17 protein-coding genes are annotated in these 17,085 nt (G+C 42.3%); 7 read left to right on the forward strand and 10 right to left on the reverse strand.

The features are described from left to right. Positions 1 to 96 precede the first annotated feature (96 nt). Positions 97 to 1,356 (forward strand): dihydrolipoamide acetyltransferase family protein, encoded by a 1,260-nt coding sequence (locus IQ224_RS13920; protein ID WP_002745715.1) that lies wholly within the window; start codon positions 97 to 99, stop codon positions 1,354 to 1,356. Positions 1,357 to 1,620: 264 nt separating this feature from the next. Next, positions 1,621 to 2,568, forward strand: coding sequence for a PRC-barrel domain-containing protein (locus tag IQ224_RS13925; protein ID WP_002745712.1), 948 nt, complete (start codon positions 1,621 to 1,623; stop codon positions 2,566 to 2,568). 147 nt (positions 2,569 to 2,715) lie between these two features. Here the strand turns inward: IQ224_RS13925 and IQ224_RS13930 are convergent, their stop codons facing one another. The 4 genes from IQ224_RS13930 to IQ224_RS13945 form a co-directional block, all read right to left on the reverse strand. Further along, entirely contained in the window at positions 2,716 to 2,943 is a 228-nt protein-coding gene (locus IQ224_RS13930) for a type II toxin-antitoxin system HicA family toxin (protein ID WP_036401712.1), read from the reverse strand. Next, positions 2,936 to 3,145, reverse strand: coding sequence for a type II toxin-antitoxin system HicB family antitoxin (locus IQ224_RS13935; RefSeq protein ID WP_002734849.1), 210 nt, complete (start codon positions 3,143 to 3,145; stop codon positions 2,936 to 2,938). The genes IQ224_RS13930 and IQ224_RS13935 overlap by 8 nt, the downstream gene beginning before the upstream one ends. A 216-nt stretch (positions 3,146 to 3,361) precedes the next feature. Further along, a complete protein-coding gene (locus IQ224_RS13940; protein WP_002734920.1) occupies positions 3,362 to 3,637 on the reverse strand; it encodes a hypothetical protein in 276 nt (91 codons plus the stop codon). A 205-nt stretch (positions 3,638 to 3,842) separates the two neighbouring features. After that, on the reverse strand, positions 3,843 to 4,769 hold the full coding sequence (locus tag IQ224_RS13945) for a restriction endonuclease (RefSeq protein ID WP_036401709.1): 927 nt from the start codon (positions 4,767 to 4,769) through the stop codon (positions 3,843 to 3,845). Between the two features lie 501 nt (positions 4,770 to 5,270). Between IQ224_RS13945 and IQ224_RS13950 the strand changes: the two genes are divergently transcribed. The 3 genes from IQ224_RS13950 to IQ224_RS13960 all read left to right on the forward strand — a co-directional run bounded on the left by IQ224_RS13950 (position 5,271) and on the right by IQ224_RS13960 (position 9,784). After that, a complete protein-coding gene (locus IQ224_RS13950; protein ID WP_004160623.1) occupies positions 5,271 to 7,736 on the forward strand; it encodes an ATP-dependent Clp protease ATP-binding subunit in 2,466 nt (821 codons plus the stop codon). 77 nt (positions 7,737 to 7,813) lie between these two features. Beyond that, on the forward strand, positions 7,814 to 8,095 hold the full coding sequence (locus IQ224_RS13955) for a hypothetical protein (RefSeq protein WP_002745706.1): 282 nt from the start codon (positions 7,814 to 7,816) through the stop codon (positions 8,093 to 8,095). 141 nt (positions 8,096 to 8,236) lie between these two features. Continuing rightward, positions 8,237 to 9,784, forward strand: coding sequence for a glycosyltransferase family 39 protein (locus IQ224_RS13960; protein ID WP_194033096.1), 1,548 nt, complete (start codon positions 8,237 to 8,239; stop codon positions 9,782 to 9,784). Between the two features lie 822 nt (positions 9,785 to 10,606). On the opposite strand, the gene IQ224_RS13965 is transcribed toward IQ224_RS13960, so the two are convergent. The 5 genes from IQ224_RS13965 to IQ224_RS13985 form a co-directional block, all read right to left on the reverse strand. Continuing rightward, positions 10,607 to 11,017: a GtrA family protein gene (locus IQ224_RS13965; protein WP_194033097.1), complete on the reverse strand. Its 411-nt coding sequence runs from the start codon at positions 11,015 to 11,017 to the stop codon at positions 10,607 to 10,609. Between the two features lie 49 nt (positions 11,018 to 11,066). Further along, entirely contained in the window at positions 11,067 to 12,023 is a 957-nt protein-coding gene (locus tag IQ224_RS13970; protein WP_002745701.1) for a glycosyltransferase, read from the reverse strand. 19 nt (positions 12,024 to 12,042) lie between these two features. After that, positions 12,043 to 12,660: a bifunctional 2-polyprenyl-6-hydroxyphenol methylase/3-demethylubiquinol 3-O-methyltransferase UbiG gene (locus tag IQ224_RS13975; RefSeq protein ID WP_002745697.1), complete on the reverse strand. Its 618-nt coding sequence runs from the start codon at positions 12,658 to 12,660 to the stop codon at positions 12,043 to 12,045. A 58-nt stretch (positions 12,661 to 12,718) separates the two neighbouring features. Further along, positions 12,719 to 13,891, reverse strand: coding sequence for a glycosyltransferase family 2 protein (locus IQ224_RS13980; RefSeq protein WP_002745696.1), 1,173 nt, complete (start codon positions 13,889 to 13,891; stop codon positions 12,719 to 12,721). A gap of 601 nt (positions 13,892 to 14,492) precedes the next feature. Next, positions 14,493 to 14,705, reverse strand: coding sequence for a hypothetical protein (locus tag IQ224_RS13985; protein WP_002733331.1), 213 nt, complete (start codon positions 14,703 to 14,705; stop codon positions 14,493 to 14,495). Between the two features lie 61 nt (positions 14,706 to 14,766). Between IQ224_RS13985 and dapF the strand changes: the two genes are divergently transcribed. Next, a complete protein-coding gene (dapF, locus tag IQ224_RS13990) occupies positions 14,767 to 15,612 on the forward strand; it encodes a diaminopimelate epimerase (RefSeq protein WP_194033098.1) in 846 nt (281 codons plus the stop codon). Between the two features lie 58 nt (positions 15,613 to 15,670). On the opposite strand, the gene IQ224_RS13995 is transcribed toward dapF, so the two are convergent. Then, a complete protein-coding gene (locus IQ224_RS13995; protein WP_002745686.1) occupies positions 15,671 to 15,883 on the reverse strand; it encodes a chlorophyll a/b-binding protein in 213 nt (70 codons plus the stop codon). A 502-nt stretch (positions 15,884 to 16,385) separates the two neighbouring features. On the opposite strand from IQ224_RS13995, the gene IQ224_RS14000 reads away from it, so the two are divergent. Then, on the forward strand, positions 16,386 to 17,045 hold the full coding sequence (locus IQ224_RS14000; RefSeq protein WP_194033099.1) for a hypothetical protein: 660 nt from the start codon (positions 16,386 to 16,388) through the stop codon (positions 17,043 to 17,045). Positions 17,046 to 17,085: the final 40 nt, after the last annotated feature.

Raw genomic sequence — 17,085 nt, forward strand, 5'->3', positions numbered from 1 at the left:
TCAGATGTCTATAAGAGACAGCCCCACTTCCCCACCCCCATCAACTGTGGTAAAATGCGCTATGGCTCAAAACATTAGAGATAGAAGCACTCCACCATGATTCGAGATATCTTCATGCCCGCGCTCAGTTCCACCATGACCGAAGGAAAAATAGTTTCTTGGGTGAAGTCCCCCGGGGAAAAAGTCAGCAAAGGGGAAACGGTGTTAGTGGTCGAATCCGACAAAGCCGACATGGACGTGGAATCGTTTTATGATGGCTATCTCGCTGTAATTTTAGTCGAAGCTGGCCAGGAAGCACCCGTCGGGGAAGCGATCGCCTATATTGCCGAAACTGAAGCGGAAATTGAACTGGCCAAAGCTCAGGGAAAAACCGCCGCAGTCGCCCCTAGCAAGCCCGTAGAAACCCCAGAAATCGCTCCGCCTCCCGTTTCGATCCCCGTCGCAGCCGTTAAAGATAATGGCCGTTTAGTCGCCTCTCCCAGGGCCAAAAAACTGGCTAAAGAATTAAAGGTGGATCTGAAAACCCTAGTGGGTAGCGGTCCCCACGGACGAATTACCGCCGAAGACGTAGAAAAAGCGACAGGAAAAGTCAGCACCGCCCCCGCTCCCGTCATTACTCCGCCGCAACCCGTCAGCGTGCCTGTAGCGGCTCCTAAAGCCCCGATTCCAGCCAGCGCCCCGGTTGGTCGGACCGTTCCCCTCACCACCCTACAAAAAGCCGTTGCCCAGAATATGTCGGTTAGCCTACAGGTTCCCACCTTCCAAGTGGGCTACACTATCACCACCGACCCACTGGATCAACTCTATCAACAGCTAAAATCCAAGGGTGTCACCATGACGGCCCTGTTAGCAAAAGCAGTGGCCAACACCCTCGCTAAACATCCGATCGTTAATGCCAGCTATAGCGACGCAGGAATCCAATACCACGGGGCGATTAACGTGGCCGTAGCCGTAGCTATGCCCGATGGTGGCTTAATTACGCCAGTTTTGCGCTCTGCTAACCAGATGGATATCTATTCCCTCTCCCGCAGTTGGAAAGATTTAGTCGATCGCGCCCGCAGTAAACAACTGCAACCGGAAGAATATAATAGCGGTACTTTTACCATTTCTAATCTGGGAATGTTCGGAGTCGATCGCTTTACGGCTATCTTACCCCCCAACCAAGGCGCGATCCTAGCCGTGGGCGCTTCCCGTCCCCAAATCGTCGTCAATCAAGATGGTTTATTCGGAGTGCAAAAACAGATGACGGTTAATCTCACCAGTGACCACCGAGTCATCTACGGGGCCGATGCGGCCTCCTTCCTGCAAGACTTGGCTAAACTGATCGAAACCGAGGTACAGTCTTTAACTATGTAATCAGAATCTAAACAGCAGGAGTCAAGGGAGTTTCTCTCTAGCTCCTGCTTTGTTGTTACTAAAAAAATGTAAAGAATTAGCTAAAATAGGTTTAACCTTATCTATCACCCCAAACTATCGCCCAAACAAGGCCAAAAAAAGTGTTAATCTCAGGGAACTTTAAGATATAAGCTAATATCGGTAAATTAACACTCAATTTCGCCCTATATATTAAGCCTACAATAATTCGTATTCCCACGCCCTAACGCCTACCCATAGGAAAAAATGATCACAGAGAATAGTCGCTTACGTTCAGAATTTTTAAATACACAGGTTATCACTCGCAATACAGGCAAAAAACTCGGCGTTGTTAAAGATATCCTAGTAGATATCGATCAACGAGAAGTAGTTGCCCTGGGACTCCGCGATAATATCCTCTCCTTGTCGGGAATGCCTCAATATATGTATTTATCGAGCATCAGTCAGACAGGAGACGTGGTTCTCGTGGAAGATGATAACGTCTTGGAATCCGTCGATATCGATGCTTATACTCCCTTAATCGGTAGTGAAGTGATCACGGAAACCGGCGAACCTTTAGGCAAAGTCCGCGATTATCAATTTGATCCCCTCAGTGGTCAATTACATTCCATTATCATTGCTTCCCTGGGATTGCCTCTGATCCCCGAACAATTGATCAGTACCTACGAAATTTCTATCGAAGAAGTGGTTAGCAGCGGTCCGAATCGCTTAATCGTCTTTGAAGGGGCCGAAGAACGTCTCACGCAGGTTAGTGTGGGGGTTTTGGAACGTTTAGGTATTGGTCGTCCCCCCTGGGAAAGAGAAGAGGAAGAAGCTTATTATACCCCCGCTGCTCGTCCAGAAAATCAGTTAGGTACGGGCATTCCCCTCCGCACTCCCGTGGAGGCCGCTAAACCCGTTGAAGAACGCTGGAGTGAAGACGAATGGGAAAAAGAACCGCTGCGGGCTAATCCCCCACCGCAAAAACGGGCCGAAGCTCGTTATTATGAGCAAGAATACGAGGAAGAAGAAGATAACTGGGGAGAAGCTCGCTCAGAACGCACAGAAAGCTTTTCTCGTCCTCAGTACGACGATTACGAAGATAAGGCCGAGGATGATATGTGGGATGATGACGTGGAACCGGATTACAATCCCCCCCGCATCAATATTACCGAGAAGAAAAAGGAAAGAATCCCCGAATACGAAGACGGTTAATCTTTGACAGTCCCCCTATCCATTAGTTACACATTTCTTAACATAAAATTTGACAAAAAAAGAAAAGTGTGCTATGTGGACTAAGGGGGTTCTCTGGGGGAACTAAATACTTTTGCTATCACTTCGAGTGCAGTGATTTGTCAGACTTTACAGATGTTCAATGAACTCTTCAACTGTAACTTGGGCTTGTTTCAGAATTCCACTTAATGTACCAACCTTCAATTCCTGATGTACAGGGACAACACAACCGATTTTGCCCTCTTCGGTTTCTTTCTTCATCACAACATGGCTACCTGTTTGACGAACTTGCTTGAAGCCTAAGCGTTCAAGAGAGCCAATTGCCTCCCGACTAGAGATTCGTGGCAGCTTAGGCATAACTAACCTCAATACTGGTCACAAATCTAGGGGATGTTTCTGGTAAGGTAAATTCCTCTAGGTAAAGCCGTGTGGCTTCTTTCAATCCAGCAATCGCCTGCTCAATTGTTTCTCCTTGATCTACTGTACCAACTTCTGGACATTCAGCAATGTACATATTATCTTCTTTGTACAAAATAACAGTAAAGATGCGATTTTTCATGGTGTCTTATCATCTCAGGCTTACTCTGAAAATCATAACATAACTGTTTCCTAATCGTTTGGTTAGAAAATAGTTATGTTTCCTGATCATTGACCCAACTCACGCTTTTTGAAAAACTCTATAAGATATTAGGTTATTAGTACTTAATCTAATATTGTCCCACCTTCCTAGAATTGAGTGAGAAGATTGTGCAAAAACAAGCGTAGAGTTGATTAATCATTGAAATAAATTTGCCCCAATCAAACCGACTCGATGAACTGCTCGATGTCCGATTCTTACGAACCAAATTTGAGCATAGGTCAATCGGGCTAAAAGTTGATCGGAAGCTGTGAGGCTGTCTTTTGCTACTTCAAAAGCCCCTGTTTCAATATCTATGGCTACAATCTTCCCATGATTGCCTTCCTCGACTTGGGGGCGCACCTGAGATTGATAAATCTCATTACCACGTCGGGCGAATTCTTCTTTGCTGTAGCGGAGTTGATTAACTGTCATTGTCCTGACCCCGTTGCAACTTTTGCCCTTCTATTTTAACCTAAACATTGGCAATCTTCGCTAACATTTCTCAACTGAGTCCACAAGAGCGGCATCGCACCTAAACTCACAGCTTCAATCAATGTGCATGGTGCGTTCCCCAAAATCGATCGCTGGAGCGGTAGAAGTTGCCTTAGGGAACGCACCCTACAAGATTGCGATCACACTACACAATTTGATTGTTCATAGTATTTTGTAATAGTTGATGTGCGCTGTAAAATGGCTCTCCTTCCAAATTTAAACATTCCAACTTTTTCATAAGTAAATTTTTCAGGTCCAAATTATTATGCTCGACAAGAACAGATCGTAAGTCATAACCATCCATCAAAATGATAGATTTGTCATTATTCTGCTTTAGTAAGGGGCATACATTTTTTGACCAACCATTGATCGATAAAAATAATCCCAATGTCTGTTTACCAGAGCGGCTGATTTTGCCATAAAGGCTATCAAGTTGCCGTATATCCGTTAAGTTTTGAGTCCATTTACATTCAACTAGATAGTACCAGCCTTCAAGCTTAAATGCGCCGTCTATTTGTTCTCCACCCTCATTTCTCCTAAAGCTTTTTTGAGTTGGAATCTCATAAAGAGAAAAAATACGTTTTAGCAAGTCTTCAAGTGAAAATCCTCGCTGTTTCTTATCTTCCGAATTTATTAACTTTGTAAAGTTATCAAATTCCAGCAGAAGACTGGATCGAAGTGAAGAAAATTCCTCCTTCCTCTGAGAATCCTGATTAGGATTCTTTGTATTACCTCCTTGCAATCTTTCTACAATTTTTTGACATTCGTTAAATAAATTTTCCTCCTCAGTGGTGATAGCTTTCCGAGTTATTGACTTTTTTGTTTTCCAGTATTCCAAAAGTGTTTCTATCAGTTTTCCTACTGTAGAATTAGATTCTTCTTTCCAAAAACCTCTTAATCGATTTGCTTTTGAGCCACTACTATAATTATATTTTTCATCATATATATCGATATTTAAATTTTCTAAGACGAATTCTCGGAAGGTTATGTTTGAAAAATCAAGCACATAACCATTGCCCATTTCGAGCAATTTCTCTAGTTTGATCTTTTCAATGCTTGTTAAATCTGACATCTCATATCTAGATTGAAAGTGAAAGAAAGGTAGGAAGGTGTAAGGTATGCCTAACTACACATTATAGGTCAACTTTCTGCATAACAATCTCCAGAGTAACGATATAGGTCAACTTTCTGCATATCACCCAGTCCCACAACATATATACTAATTTGTCAATAGGTAGTAATATTTAATCTGCTTATACATCGAGTTTTGGTCTGAAAATGGGTGATCGATAGTCAAGCGATCGAGGGATGGGGATGACCACGAGCCTAGGGGATTATGCAACGGGGAATAACTTATCAGCAGGTTTCCGGGGGGCTAAAACCATAATCCGGGAGATTCCGGGCATCTCCGCAAGTCAGCTAAGAGCCATTGACCCCAGAAAAAATCTTCAGAGCTATAACCACTATAACTAATAGCCGCTCCCCAATAACTGATCACTGAGAGACAGCTAAACTAAAAAGCCGTGCTAAAATCAGCATATCTAGGGTCGCTTGTGTAGGTGATGGATAGGCTATGTTTGAAAGATTTACGGAAAAAGCCATTAAAGTAATCATGCTCGCCCAAGAAGAAGCCCGCCGCCTTGGCCATAACTTCGTGGGAACAGAGCAGATTTTACTAGGACTAATTGGAGAGGGAACGGGAGTTGCCGCCAAAGTCCTCAAGTCCATGGGTGTCAATCTCAAAGATGCGCGCGTGGAGGTGGAGAAAATCATCGGTCGCGGTTCCGGATTCGTAGCCGTGGAAATTCCCTTCACCCCCAGAGCCAAACGAGTTTTAGAACTCTCCCTCGAAGAAGCCCGTCAACTGGGCCATAACTATATTGGCACAGAACACCTCCTTTTAGGACTAATTCGCGAAGGGGAAGGTGTGGCCGCTAGGGTTCTGGAAAATCTCGGCGTGGATCTCTCGAAAGTTCGCACCCAGGTGATCAGAATGTTAGGGGAAACCGCCGAAGTGGCTGCCGGTTCATCTTCCCAAGGTCGCACTAAAACCCCGACTCTTGATGAATTTGGTTCCAATCTCACCCAAATGGCCAGCGAGGGTAAACTCGATCCCGTGGTCGGCCGACAAAAGGAAATCGAGCGCGTTATCCAAATTCTCGGTCGTCGTACCAAAAATAACCCAGTCCTAATCGGGGAACCGGGGGTAGGTAAAACAGCGATCGCAGAAGGATTGGCCCAACGCATCGCTAACAAGGATATTCCCGACATTCTCGAAGAAAAACGGGTTGTCACCCTCGATATCGGCTTGTTAGTGGCGGGAACCAAATATCGCGGCGAATTTGAGGAACGCCTCAAAAAAATCATGGACGAAATTCGCCAAGCGGGTAACGTCATCCTTGTGATTGATGAAGTTCATACTCTCATCGGTGCCGGGGCAGCCGAAGGGGCGATCGATGCGGCCAATATTCTCAAACCAGCTTTGGCCCGGGGAGAACTACAATGTATCGGGGCGACGACCTTGGATGAGTATCGCAAACATATCGAACGGGATGCGGCTCTAGAAAGACGTTTTCAACCGGTTATGGTCGGTGAACCCTCCGTAGAAGAAACGATCGAAATTCTCTATGGTCTCCGGGAACGCTACGAACAGCACCACAAACTAAAAATCTTAGACGAAGCGCTAGAAGCGGCGGCGAAATTGTCCGATCGCTACATTAGCGATCGCTTCTTACCGGACAAAGCGATCGATTTAATCGATGAAGCTGGTTCGAGAGTACGCTTGATTAATTCCCAATTGCCACCGGCAGCCAAGGAATTAGACAAGGAACTGCGGCAAATTCTCAAACAAAAAGATGATGCGGTGCGCGGTCAAGACTTCGAGAAAGCTGGGGAATTGCGCGATCGGGAAATGGAAATCAAAACCCAGATTCGGAATCTCGCATCTACCAAAAAAGGCGAAGATGGCAACGACGAACCCTTTGTGGATGCGGAGGAAATCGCTCACATCGTTGCTTCTTGGACTGGGGTTCCCGTCAATAAACTGACCGAAACCGAATCCGAGAAACTGCTGCACATGGAAGATACCCTGCATCAGCGTCTCATCGGTCAAGAGGACGCAGTAAAAGCGGTGTCTCGTGCCATTCGTCGCGCTCGCGTTGGTCTAAAAAATCCTAACCGTCCCATTGCTTCCTTTATCTTCTCCGGTCCGACGGGGGTAGGTAAAACCGAGTTAACTAAAGCTCTGGCCGCTTATTTCTTCGGTTCGGAAGATGCGATGATCCGTCTCGATATGTCGGAATACATGGAACGGCACACGGTTTCTAAGTTAATCGGTTCACCTCCGGGTTACGTTGGTTACAACGAAGGGGGACAATTAACGGAAGCGGTGCGTCGTCGTCCCTACACGGTGGTGCTATTCGACGAAATCGAAAAAGCTCACCCCGATGTCTTCAATATGCTTCTGCAAATCCTTGAAGATGGACGTTTGACCGATGCCAAAGGTCGCACGGTGGACTTTAAAAATACCCTGTTGATCATGACCTCGAACATCGGTTCTAAAGTCATCGAGAAGGGTGGCGGTGGTTTAGGTTTCGAGTTTGCCGATAATCAAGCCGAAGCCCAGTATAATCGCATTCGATCGCTGGTTAATGAGGAATTAAAACAATATTTCCGTCCGGAATTCCTCAACCGTCTCGATGAGATTATTGTCTTCCGTCAACTGAATAAGGAAGAGGTCAAGGAAATCGCCGAAATCCTGCTCAAGGATGTGTTTAAACGTCTGACAGAACAAAATATTACTTTGTCTGTTACTGATAAGTTTAAAGAACGCTTGATCGAGGAGGGTTATAATCCGGCCTACGGCGCTCGTCCCTTACGTCGTGCGATTATGCGTCTGTTGGAAGATGTTCTGGCTGAGGAAATTCTCTCCGGACGGGTTTCTGATGGGGATACGGCCATGGTCGATATCGATGAGGAAGGTAAGGTGAAAGTAATTTCCGGTGAAAGACGTGAGTTAATCGCTCCCGTGATTGAATAAATTCTTACTGGAATTAGTTAAATAAAAGGTGGGCTTTTTGCTCACCTTTTATCGTAAAGATAGGGGAAAAAAGTGCGATGAAAGTTTGGGTTGTGGGTTGTGTTTTGTTATTTTTGTTGGTGGAATTTTATCAGTGGGCCAAGGGGTTTATTTTGCCTTTACCTCTCTATATTTTTGCTGGAGCTTTATTATCGCTCGCTTCTAATTATTCTCAGGATATGAGCAATTTATTTGCTAGAAATGAACAGGTTTATAAAACTGCTAGTTTAAGTGATATTCCCGACATTTTGACGGCAGAAACCGCAATTACCAGCCTAGAAGCGGCAGCATTAGAGGATAGTAAAAAGCGGGATCGCTGAATCAAGACATGAATACTAAATTGTTCCTCCTATCTACAAGTTACCTTAGTGCTAGGTTTTAAAAATTGCCTAGAGGAAAATTGATACTTAAAATCAGCAACGCCCTATAACTTTTCAAACAGCTTCTAAAAATAGATGGTCATGAAAACAGTCATAAAATTAGCTCTTATTGCCCTACTCTGGATAACAATAATCAATCCTGCCAACTTACCTCCAGATACCGATGCTAGGCTAAGAATGGCCCATGCCCTGTGGACGGGAACTGAAGAAGTTTCTTTACCCCCAAATTATCGTCCTTCCTCTCGATTAGACCATGTTGGTGTTTTAGGAGTAGATGGAAAACGATATGAAGCTTATGATATAGGACAATCCTTATTAATGTTGCCCGCAGATTGGATTGGCACCCAACTTTCTAAAGTTTTTCCTAGTATTAAGCCTTACTTATTACGAGAATTTGCGGTTAGTTTTCTTGTAGTTATACCCCTAAATGTATTAGTTGTTCTCTTTTGTTATTGGTTACTTAGACTATTTGATTTTCAGGAGAAAATTGCGGCATCTGCCAGCTTGATTTGGTTGCTAGGTACTACCGTTCTCCACTATGCACAAACTTTTCAACAAAATAATCCAGTCCTACTTTGTGTGATTTTAGGTTATGCTTGTGCTTTGGCTTATATTAAAACTAACAAAGTACCTTATGTTTTTTTGAGTGGATTGGCAATCGGAGCGGCTATTATAATTCGCTCGACAACTATCATTTATGCTCTCACGGTTTTTGGTTTTCTAATTAGCTGTCTAATTTATAAAAATTTCAAGCTGAATCAAATCTTTAAAACAGTCATACTCTGGAACGTCGGCTTATTTCCCTTCTTTTTTGTGAGTAGATTATTTAATTACTTACGCTTTGGGGATTTTTGGACAACGGCAGCATCCTTGAGCATTGAGCAAATACGCAATGGAGCAATCTTTTCAGGGTTGCCAGAATTGCCCCCTAATTATCCTTTCATACACCCTCCCTACGTTGGTATTCTCGGCGTTCTCTTCTCACCAGCTAAAAGTATATTTATTTACGACCCCTTTCTTTTACCATGTTTAGTATTGGGGATTATTTTATTTAACAAATTAACACCTTATATAAGAATATATTTTATTTCCTCAATTTCCGCACTTGTCTTTCATATTATCTTAACCAGTACAATGGATTTCTGGCATGGAGATGGTTCTTGGGCTGCTCGTTATCACGTTACCTCAGTTCAACTACTGCTTCTCCCATTAATAGCTTTGCTAATCTTAGAGATGTTATCAGTTAATCGGCTCAAACGATGGTTAATTAGCAGCTTGGTTGTTCTTTCCATTTTGGTTCAATTTACTTCTCTTGTCTTTGACCCTAGTGTAAATAGTGGTGTGGTCATCTTTGCAGAACCAAAAAGTTTTTTGAGGTTTCGTTTAGCTGAACGTATCGACAGTGTTAGTTGCTTCATTGGTCTTTCTCGATCCCAAAGTTGCTTAACTGAGGAAAAGTACAGTAAGTCCGCTCTCGCCGGTAGAAAGTACAGTAAGTCTGATCTCGCCAGTAGGGTGTATTTCTGGCCCCTTAAATCCAACAAAGCGCAAGGATTGCTCTGGAAAATTTGGGGATTCCTCTTGATCACAGCCTTGATCAGCACTCTACTTTTCCTAGTGATTGGGTAGTAGTGATGGAAACTTAATACCTTGCCAATTGGGGATTGATGATTATCGATTTTTTGAGAGAAGGATAGACTCTGTCCGACCAATTAGGAAGTCAAGGAAATCGCCGAAATCCTGCTCAAGGATGTGTTTAAACGTCTGACAGAAGAAAATATTATACTAAATCCTCTTTAAAAGGTATAGGGGAGTTAATCACACTATTAAAAACGGATTTGGTATTAGTATTAAATCTAAAAAATACGGCTCTACCGAACCTGTCATGTAAAACTATCAACAACTCATGCTTATAAAGCTTGTACACTAAAGCTTTGAGTTTTTCTTAGATTGATATTTATCAACTTTAGAGCATTGCTTTGCAGAGAGGGAGCTTGAGGAATTTTCTACAGTGTAAGTTCGGAAGAACCAAAAATACGAGTTCTTTGTCTGCATAAATACCTTATTAAAGGTAAAATACTTGTATAAAACGTACAAGTATTTTACCTTTAATATGGATACCCGAAGAGCTAGGATGATTGTCGATTTCTTGCTATTTTTAATTTGCCATTAGGATCTAGCCTAAATAATCTTTTAGATGCCCTAAAATTTCACTATTTCTAATCATAAAAAATTTTATTGCAATTATAAATAGTAAAGTCAAGAGAAAGTATTGTTTCTTGCCATCTATAAGCTTTAGAACCATATTAACTGTTACTTTATTAGATAAAAGATTGAGGAATAGGGTGATTGTTATTGATGCTTGACATTTGCTTAGTTGATAGGTTGATCAGGAAAAATGGTAATGAATTATCTGGGAATTTTGATTGCAAAAAAATTCAATAAAGACCACTATTTTCGATTAAAAGTCCATCTCTTGTGAATTAAGAAATTGTAAATCGACATACCAATACTGATGACCAAGTTTGACAGTATATACCAAATCCTGAAAATATCAACGAATACATACATTAAACCTAAGATAATTAATGAACTAGATAACATAACCGTGTGGTATTTTATCAATTCTTTAAAAACAGATTTAATGGTTCTAGTTTTATCGGTTTTAAAAGTATAACGCTTATTCAGATAAAATCCCAAGCTGTTAACAGTAATCATTAAAATTATTGTAGAAATTAGATAATGAAACTTAAGTATTGTCGTCAATAAATACAGCCAAAAAATATTTTGAATTGTACAAAATAATCCCACTAATAAAAATTTGAAAAACCCACTTTTAAATAATGTTTTTGATCTTTGCACGAGCTATCATTCCTATAAAAATTTGGGGCAGGACATCAGTGTCAACACTTTAGTTGACTTGATTCAATTTGGCTCTCATTCTAGCTATAATTCTCTCTAGGATTCTTGAGTCTCTACAGAATTTGTATATACCCAAGAAACCTAAAGAAAATAATCCCTGTACCAAAAAACTTATTTTAACTTTTTTACCATGAATAATAGAAGCCAAAGCTATGTTAACTTCTTTGGAGAAGTTAGCAATTTTTCTAATTTTATTTTTGGTTTGACTAGAAGTATTCCATGCTTCTAGATGCTCATCGATAACAGATTCTAACTGTTGTCGAAAATCTTGGATGTAAGAGCTACGATTAACGGTTTGGGAATGAGAATGAATGCGAAAGACTGATAAGGGTTTGGGATAGTATATTATCTGTCCATATTGAGCTAATTTTAGCCAAAAATCCCAATCAGCCGTGTACCATAGTTTTTCATCCAAACCACCTACTTTTAAAGCCATCTCTCTCTTAAAAATTGGTGCGGGAATAGAGATAAAATTCTGCACTAACAATTTACCAATCATTTGCTCCGAACTAATCATTATTGGATAAGAAGGTAGAGGACATCGCCAGAGTCCTAATTTTTGCCCTTGTATATTGACAAATCTAGAAGGATTAAGAATTAAATTGGCCTCGGGAAATTGAAGGGTCAGCTTTTTTAAAATCATCAATCTCTGGGGTAGCCACATATCATCTTGATGTAAAAAGCAGACATAATCAGATTGGGCTATATTCAGCAGATAATTAGTATTAGCTACCCAGTTTTTTTGCGGTTCCCTTGTAACAATTTTTAGGGGAATTTGGGTTTGAAAATACTTGAGTATTGCCAGGGTTTCATCTGTTGAGCCATCATCAATGGCCAGACACTCTATATCAAAATCATCTTGAATGGCAATAGAGTTTAGGGCTTTTGCTAAATACTTTTCCCCATTATAAGTGGGAATTAAAACTGATAGCCAAGGGTTACTCATATTCTTTGATCTGGTAATTTTATTTCTCTTTTTGACTTAAAGAGACAAATTCATTATACTTAAATAATTTGCCCACTATTCGCGGAAAAGGGAAAGAGTATTGTTTAATAATTTTGGAATCAAGTTCTCTAGCAATTGCTTTCAATTTAGCAAAATTCATAAATTCTACATGGGTTGCATCACTCTTGAAACCAGCTTCTTGAGGAGTTATTATAACTAATTTGCCGTGATTTTTTAACAAATAAACATAGTCATTAAGTAAACTGATTACCTCTAAATAACTCATGTGTTCTGCGACGTGAGCTAATAAAATAGAATCAAATTTTTCTGGTTCATCAAATGATGACCGTTGAAATTCCTCTGGTGTAAAAGCCGTAAAGCCCCTGGCTCGGCAGACTTCAACTGAGTGAAAATTGTGGTCAATACCAATTCCATTTCCTTTCAGATTGATCAGATTACGGCCTATTCCACAACCAATATCGAGAGTAAAACCTAAATTTAACCTCTGAAGATTCCAACGGTAAGGAGCTTGAACATCCAATATTTCTTTCCATTTTGCTGTCTGTTTATTCAGCAATCGTTCGGAGTAGGACTGATTTTTTGTATCCTGATTAAAGGTATTGATTTTCCTGTTCATAAGTTTTCTGGGCGACTAGAGAAGGGAGCTACAACTAGGGAAATTCTGGGTAGGTTAATTATTTTCTCTTCAGTCCCAAAACACTTAAAAAGAAACTGGAAAAAACCACCTGTACTCCCAACGCTAGAGCGGTTACGGAAGGAATGACAATCCGCATGGTCACGGCTGGATCTAAAGCCCCATAAAGTTGTGCATTCCAAGTATATAAAGCATACACCGAACCGCCTATACCTAGTAAAAATAAAATTACGCCAATGATCAATCCCACCTCCAGATTAATATAACGTAAAAATCGTCTTAATTTTCGGTCTTCTGGTAATAAACCTTCGCTGATAGCAAAAGCTTTTGTGAAGACGGCAAAACTGACAATTTGAAAGCCAATAATCAAAGCTGTGGCTGAATAGAGAAGGGTGTGAACTTTCGGTTGAGGAATAAACCAAATCGTCGCCACAAATCCCAGAAACATTAAAGCCAGTCCAGGGTAGAGAAACAACCAGCGAGGACTATACATTAAGAGAAATCGGAGATGTCGCCAGCCATCGCGCCAAGTTTTTAGGTGGGGGGGATGACTACGACCGTCAGGGGATAAAGTGGTTGGTACTTCGGTAATTTTCAGGCTGTAGAGGGATGCTTTCACCACCATCTCGCTGGCGAATTCCATGCCAGTGGTGCGTAGGTTCAATTGTTCGATCGCCCGTTTACTAAACCCGCGCAATCCACAGTGAAAATCACCACAGGGACTACCAAAAAATAACCGTCCTAACCAAGTCAAGACAGGATTGCCCAGATACTTATGCAATACTGGCATCGCCCCAGGTTGAATTCCCCCCTGAAAACGATTGCCCATCACCAAATCGTAACCCTGTCGCAATTTTTCTAGGAAAGGCGAAAGATTAGTAAAGTCATAGCTATCATCGGCATCCCCCATAATAATATATTGACCTTTGGCGGCGGCGATCCCCCCCCGCAGGGCGCTACCATAACCCCTTTCCGGGATGGGAACCACCCGCGCCCCTGAATTAGTGGCAATTTCTCGGGAACCATCGCTACTGCCATTATCGGCGATTAGCACCTCCCCCGCAATTTTGTGTCGTTCCAGATAATCTCGCGCTTTGCCGATACAGGTGGCCAGGGTTTCCGCCTCGTTGAGACAGGGCATGATGATCGATAATTCTAGAGTAGGTATCTGCTCATTGGCGACGGCATCTGCCATGACCTGATTTTCTAGCATAACAATCGCGGTGGAGTCGTTTTGCCCAAGAGTATAACAGGTTATGCACAGCAGTGTACCAAATTGTTAGCACACAATCTGCTTAGGGACTTGCGCTTTGATAATGTACCATTTAGGGCTGGTCTTATTCTTCTACAGAGCGATTGTCTGGCTGGGATATTATTCCCACGCAAGTCCCTTATTCTTTTTTCTCTGAGCGGCAATCTCTACCTGAAGTTGAATTGCGATCGCTATGTTGGCCTCTCTGACTCTCTGACTCAGAGTCGGGAGCATCTCATTATGCAAGTGAGTAATTATACTTGTCCCTAAAACTGTTTTCTAGCAAGGCTTTCAAAATAGCTTGACATAAAAACCTGATTTAGAGGTTACAAAGGTGAGATGCTCCCTCTCTGACTTTCTTGATTGGGCAATTTAACCCAAATTTTCCAGCAACTGAAATTCTGATGCTATCCTCGCCATCCCACCTGATTATTTGCTAGAAGTCATGGCCAAATCTCCTTAACCCCAACTGACGTTACATTTACTCAAAAGCTATCTCCTTGGCACTGAATTTTTGATGCGTCCCGGACGCATCCCACAGCCAAATATCGCCAATTTCCCCCTAGGCTTTAGGTCTTAAATAAACTAGAGACTGTTGCCAAATTAAAGTGGGTTTATCGTAGTGATCGACTAGGTATAAACAGTTAGCATCTTGCCAAAGGATGCGACCAACGAGCAGATCATCGGTGCTTAACTTAATTTCTACTTCCCGTTTCTCTTGAATATAGCTCTGTACTTGTTTAATACTCGGCAGACCAGGATCGAATTGAGACATAATGAGTTTATCGATGAGGTGTTCATCCTCTATTATTCCTGTTGAGTAGCTTTTATTGACGATGAAAATCCCCTTCACCAAATATCAAGGCCTGGGCAATGATTTTATTTTGATAGATAACCGTCACAGTCCCGAACCCCTGATCACAGCGGAAATGGCCGTGGCTATGTGTGATCGACATTTTGGCATCGGTGCCGATGGCGTGATTTTTGTGCTTCCCGGCCAAGCAGCAACCGACTACACCATGAGAATTTTTAACTCTGATGGTTCGGAACCAGAAATGTGTGGTAACGGTATTCGCTGTCTAGCCCAATTTATCGCTCGTTTAGAGGCTAACAACGCCATTGGCCGCACCTATCGCATTCATACTCTAGCAGGAACGATTATTCCTCGTTTAGAGGCTAATGAACAGGTAACGGTTGATATGGGACCGCCGCAATTACTAGGCAGTGAAATCCCCACCACTTTGGTGAAGGGGTCAGAAAAAGTCCTCGCGGTTCCCCTAGAGGTGGAAGGCAAAGATTGGTTAATTACTTGCGTTAGTATGGGTAATCCCCACTGTGTCACTTTTGTCGATGATCTGGCCTCTATTCCCCTAGAAACTATCGGTCCAAAATTTGAGCATCATCCGGTTTTTCCCCAACGTACTAATGTGGAGTTTGTGGAGGTAATTGGGCCGGATTATATGAAGATGCGTGTCTGGGAGAGAGGAGCGGGAATTACTCTCGCTTGCGGTACTGGTGCTTGTGCTGTGGTAGTGGCGGCCGTGTCAACGGCTAAATGCGATCGCCATTGTACCGTGGAACTGCCTGGTGGTTGTCTTCAGATTCACTGGTCGGACACCGATAACCGGGTTTACATGACAGGTCCTGCTAAAGCTGTTTTTGAGGGCATTTACGCCATCTAAACCAACCCGTCTGGACGGGGACTGAACTCCCCGAACAGCGCGACGGGATTGTTAATTCTTAGAGACTGGTAATCCAAGCAACAATTCCTTTACCAGTTAACAATTCAATGGCTAAAAGAGAGACAAAGCCAATCATAGCTAGTCTGCCATTCAATTTTTCAGCTTTTTTGGTAAAACCGAGACTGCTAGAACTATCAACGTACATTTTCGGTTCAACAGCAAAATTATTCAGTCTTCCTTGTTCTTCGGTGGTGTAGCCGCGGGCAGTCATGGGGAGGCTCCTTTTGTATGCTTATGTTAAGAAGTGTAACACATTGTTAAGTTATGTTGCAAGTTTTAACAAAAAATTTCTGGAGACTCAGAAAACCTCGATGAGGTGGTCAGTCAACGGCAGGGTTATCAACTGTCAGGGTAGTGCTATAGTTCTATCTACTCTGGGTTTATCGATGAAATTTTGCCTTTTTCTTGACAAATTAGTCAGATTGTGGTACCAAAGAGGTGTAAACTAGTTCGCCTAATCAGGGGAAAGACAAAAACTATCTTAAGGTCGCCAGAGGAGTCCCGTTAAACCGTACAGGAGTTAGCGGGGGATAAATTGCCACCAAAAGCGAACCAGATTTTAGGGAGTCAACTGACCTTGAGTGAAGATACCCGAAAGGGTAAGTGTGGGGAGAATAGGAAAAAACCACTAGGAAAAACCCGAATAAAATCTTAAGACGCGGAGTGCCTAGTAGCCGTAAGTAACGATCGCGCTCACTGTTTTTGTAAATTCTATGGCAGAGATTAGCCCAGAGATCAACCTCATGCAGATAGCGACTATACTCAACCAATATCGATTTGAAATGAGAGGATACAAAGCGCAGGAATTAATCGAGCGCTGGTTGCCCACCTATTCGCTAAATTGGATTCGCATGGCGATTTTAGAGGCACTCTATCAGGGACGTTACAAAGTCATTTCGGTGGAGGAAATCCTCAAAATTTGGCACCGTCGCGGCCATCCTACCTTTCATTTTACGGGGGAATTCGAGCGATTGGTTTGTAAAAACCTGCCAGATTCCCAGTTAAATGCCAAAAAAACGGTATTTATCCCTAAACAGGAAAAGATCAATATACTTTCTGCCACCCTTGAGCGGCCTGATCCAGAGCCACAAGCGGAAGCCACGAGTAAAGATGCTTTATTCAACTTAGAAACTTCTCTTTTTGATGATCCTCGCAAGGGGATGAGTGATTTGGATGAGTTATTCTCGCAGTTAACCCCGGAAATGCCCAAATTCCCTGAATTAGAATTATTGCCTAAATCCCCTAACGGTCATGGAACTAGGGAGAATTTTTCGGTTAATTTTAAGCCAGTAATCGATGAGTTTATCCCTTTGTTAGACCCTTCGGAATTATATCCCAAATTAAAAGCTGTGGCTCGATCGCAGTATAAGTAGGGTTGGCTGAAAAAGTTTTTCCTAGGGGCAGGGTGTGGGG

The organism is Microcystis sp. LEGE 00066, from assembly GCF_015207925.1.
GTDB classification, from domain to species: domain Bacteria; phylum Cyanobacteriota; class Cyanobacteriia; order Cyanobacteriales; family Microcystaceae; genus Microcystis; species Microcystis ichthyoblabe_A.

Coding starts and splice junctions, on each gene's coding strand:
- IQ224_RS13920 (WP_002745715.1), top strand. CDS start 97: ATGATTCGAGATATCTTCATGCCCGCGCTCAGTTCCACCATGACCGAA.
- IQ224_RS13925 (WP_002745712.1), top strand. CDS start 1,621: ATGATCACAGAGAATAGTCGCTTACGTTCAGAATTTTTAAATACACAG.
- IQ224_RS13930 (WP_036401712.1), bottom strand. CDS start 2,943: ATGCCTAAGCTGCCACGAATCTCTAGTCGGGAGGCAATTGGCTCTCTT.
- IQ224_RS13935 (WP_002734849.1), bottom strand. CDS start 3,145: ATGAAAAATCGCATCTTTACTGTTATTTTGTACAAAGAAGATAATATG.
- IQ224_RS13940 (WP_002734920.1), bottom strand. CDS start 3,637: ATGACAGTTAATCAACTCCGCTACAGCAAAGAAGAATTCGCCCGACGT.
- IQ224_RS13945 (WP_036401709.1), bottom strand. CDS start 4,769: ATGTCAGATTTAACAAGCATTGAAAAGATCAAACTAGAGAAATTGCTC.
- IQ224_RS13950 (WP_004160623.1), top strand. CDS start 5,271: ATGTTTGAAAGATTTACGGAAAAAGCCATTAAAGTAATCATGCTCGCC.
- IQ224_RS13955 (WP_002745706.1), top strand. CDS start 7,814: ATGAAAGTTTGGGTTGTGGGTTGTGTTTTGTTATTTTTGTTGGTGGAA.
- IQ224_RS13960 (WP_194033096.1), top strand. CDS start 8,237: ATGAAAACAGTCATAAAATTAGCTCTTATTGCCCTACTCTGGATAACA.
- IQ224_RS13970 (WP_002745701.1), bottom strand. CDS start 12,023: ATGAGTAACCCTTGGCTATCAGTTTTAATTCCCACTTATAATGGGGAA.
- IQ224_RS13975 (WP_002745697.1), bottom strand. CDS start 12,660: ATGAACAGGAAAATCAATACCTTTAATCAGGATACAAAAAATCAGTCC.
- IQ224_RS13980 (WP_002745696.1), bottom strand. CDS start 13,891: ATGCTAGAAAATCAGGTCATGGCAGATGCCGTCGCCAATGAGCAGATA.
- IQ224_RS13985 (WP_002733331.1), bottom strand. CDS start 14,705: ATGTCTCAATTCGATCCTGGTCTGCCGAGTATTAAACAAGTACAGAGC.
- dapF (WP_194033098.1), top strand. CDS start 14,767: ATGAAAATCCCCTTCACCAAATATCAAGGCCTGGGCAATGATTTTATT.
- IQ224_RS13995 (WP_002745686.1), bottom strand. CDS start 15,883: ATGACTGCCCGCGGCTACACCACCGAAGAACAAGGAAGACTGAATAAT.
- IQ224_RS14000 (WP_194033099.1), top strand. CDS start 16,386: ATGGCAGAGATTAGCCCAGAGATCAACCTCATGCAGATAGCGACTATA.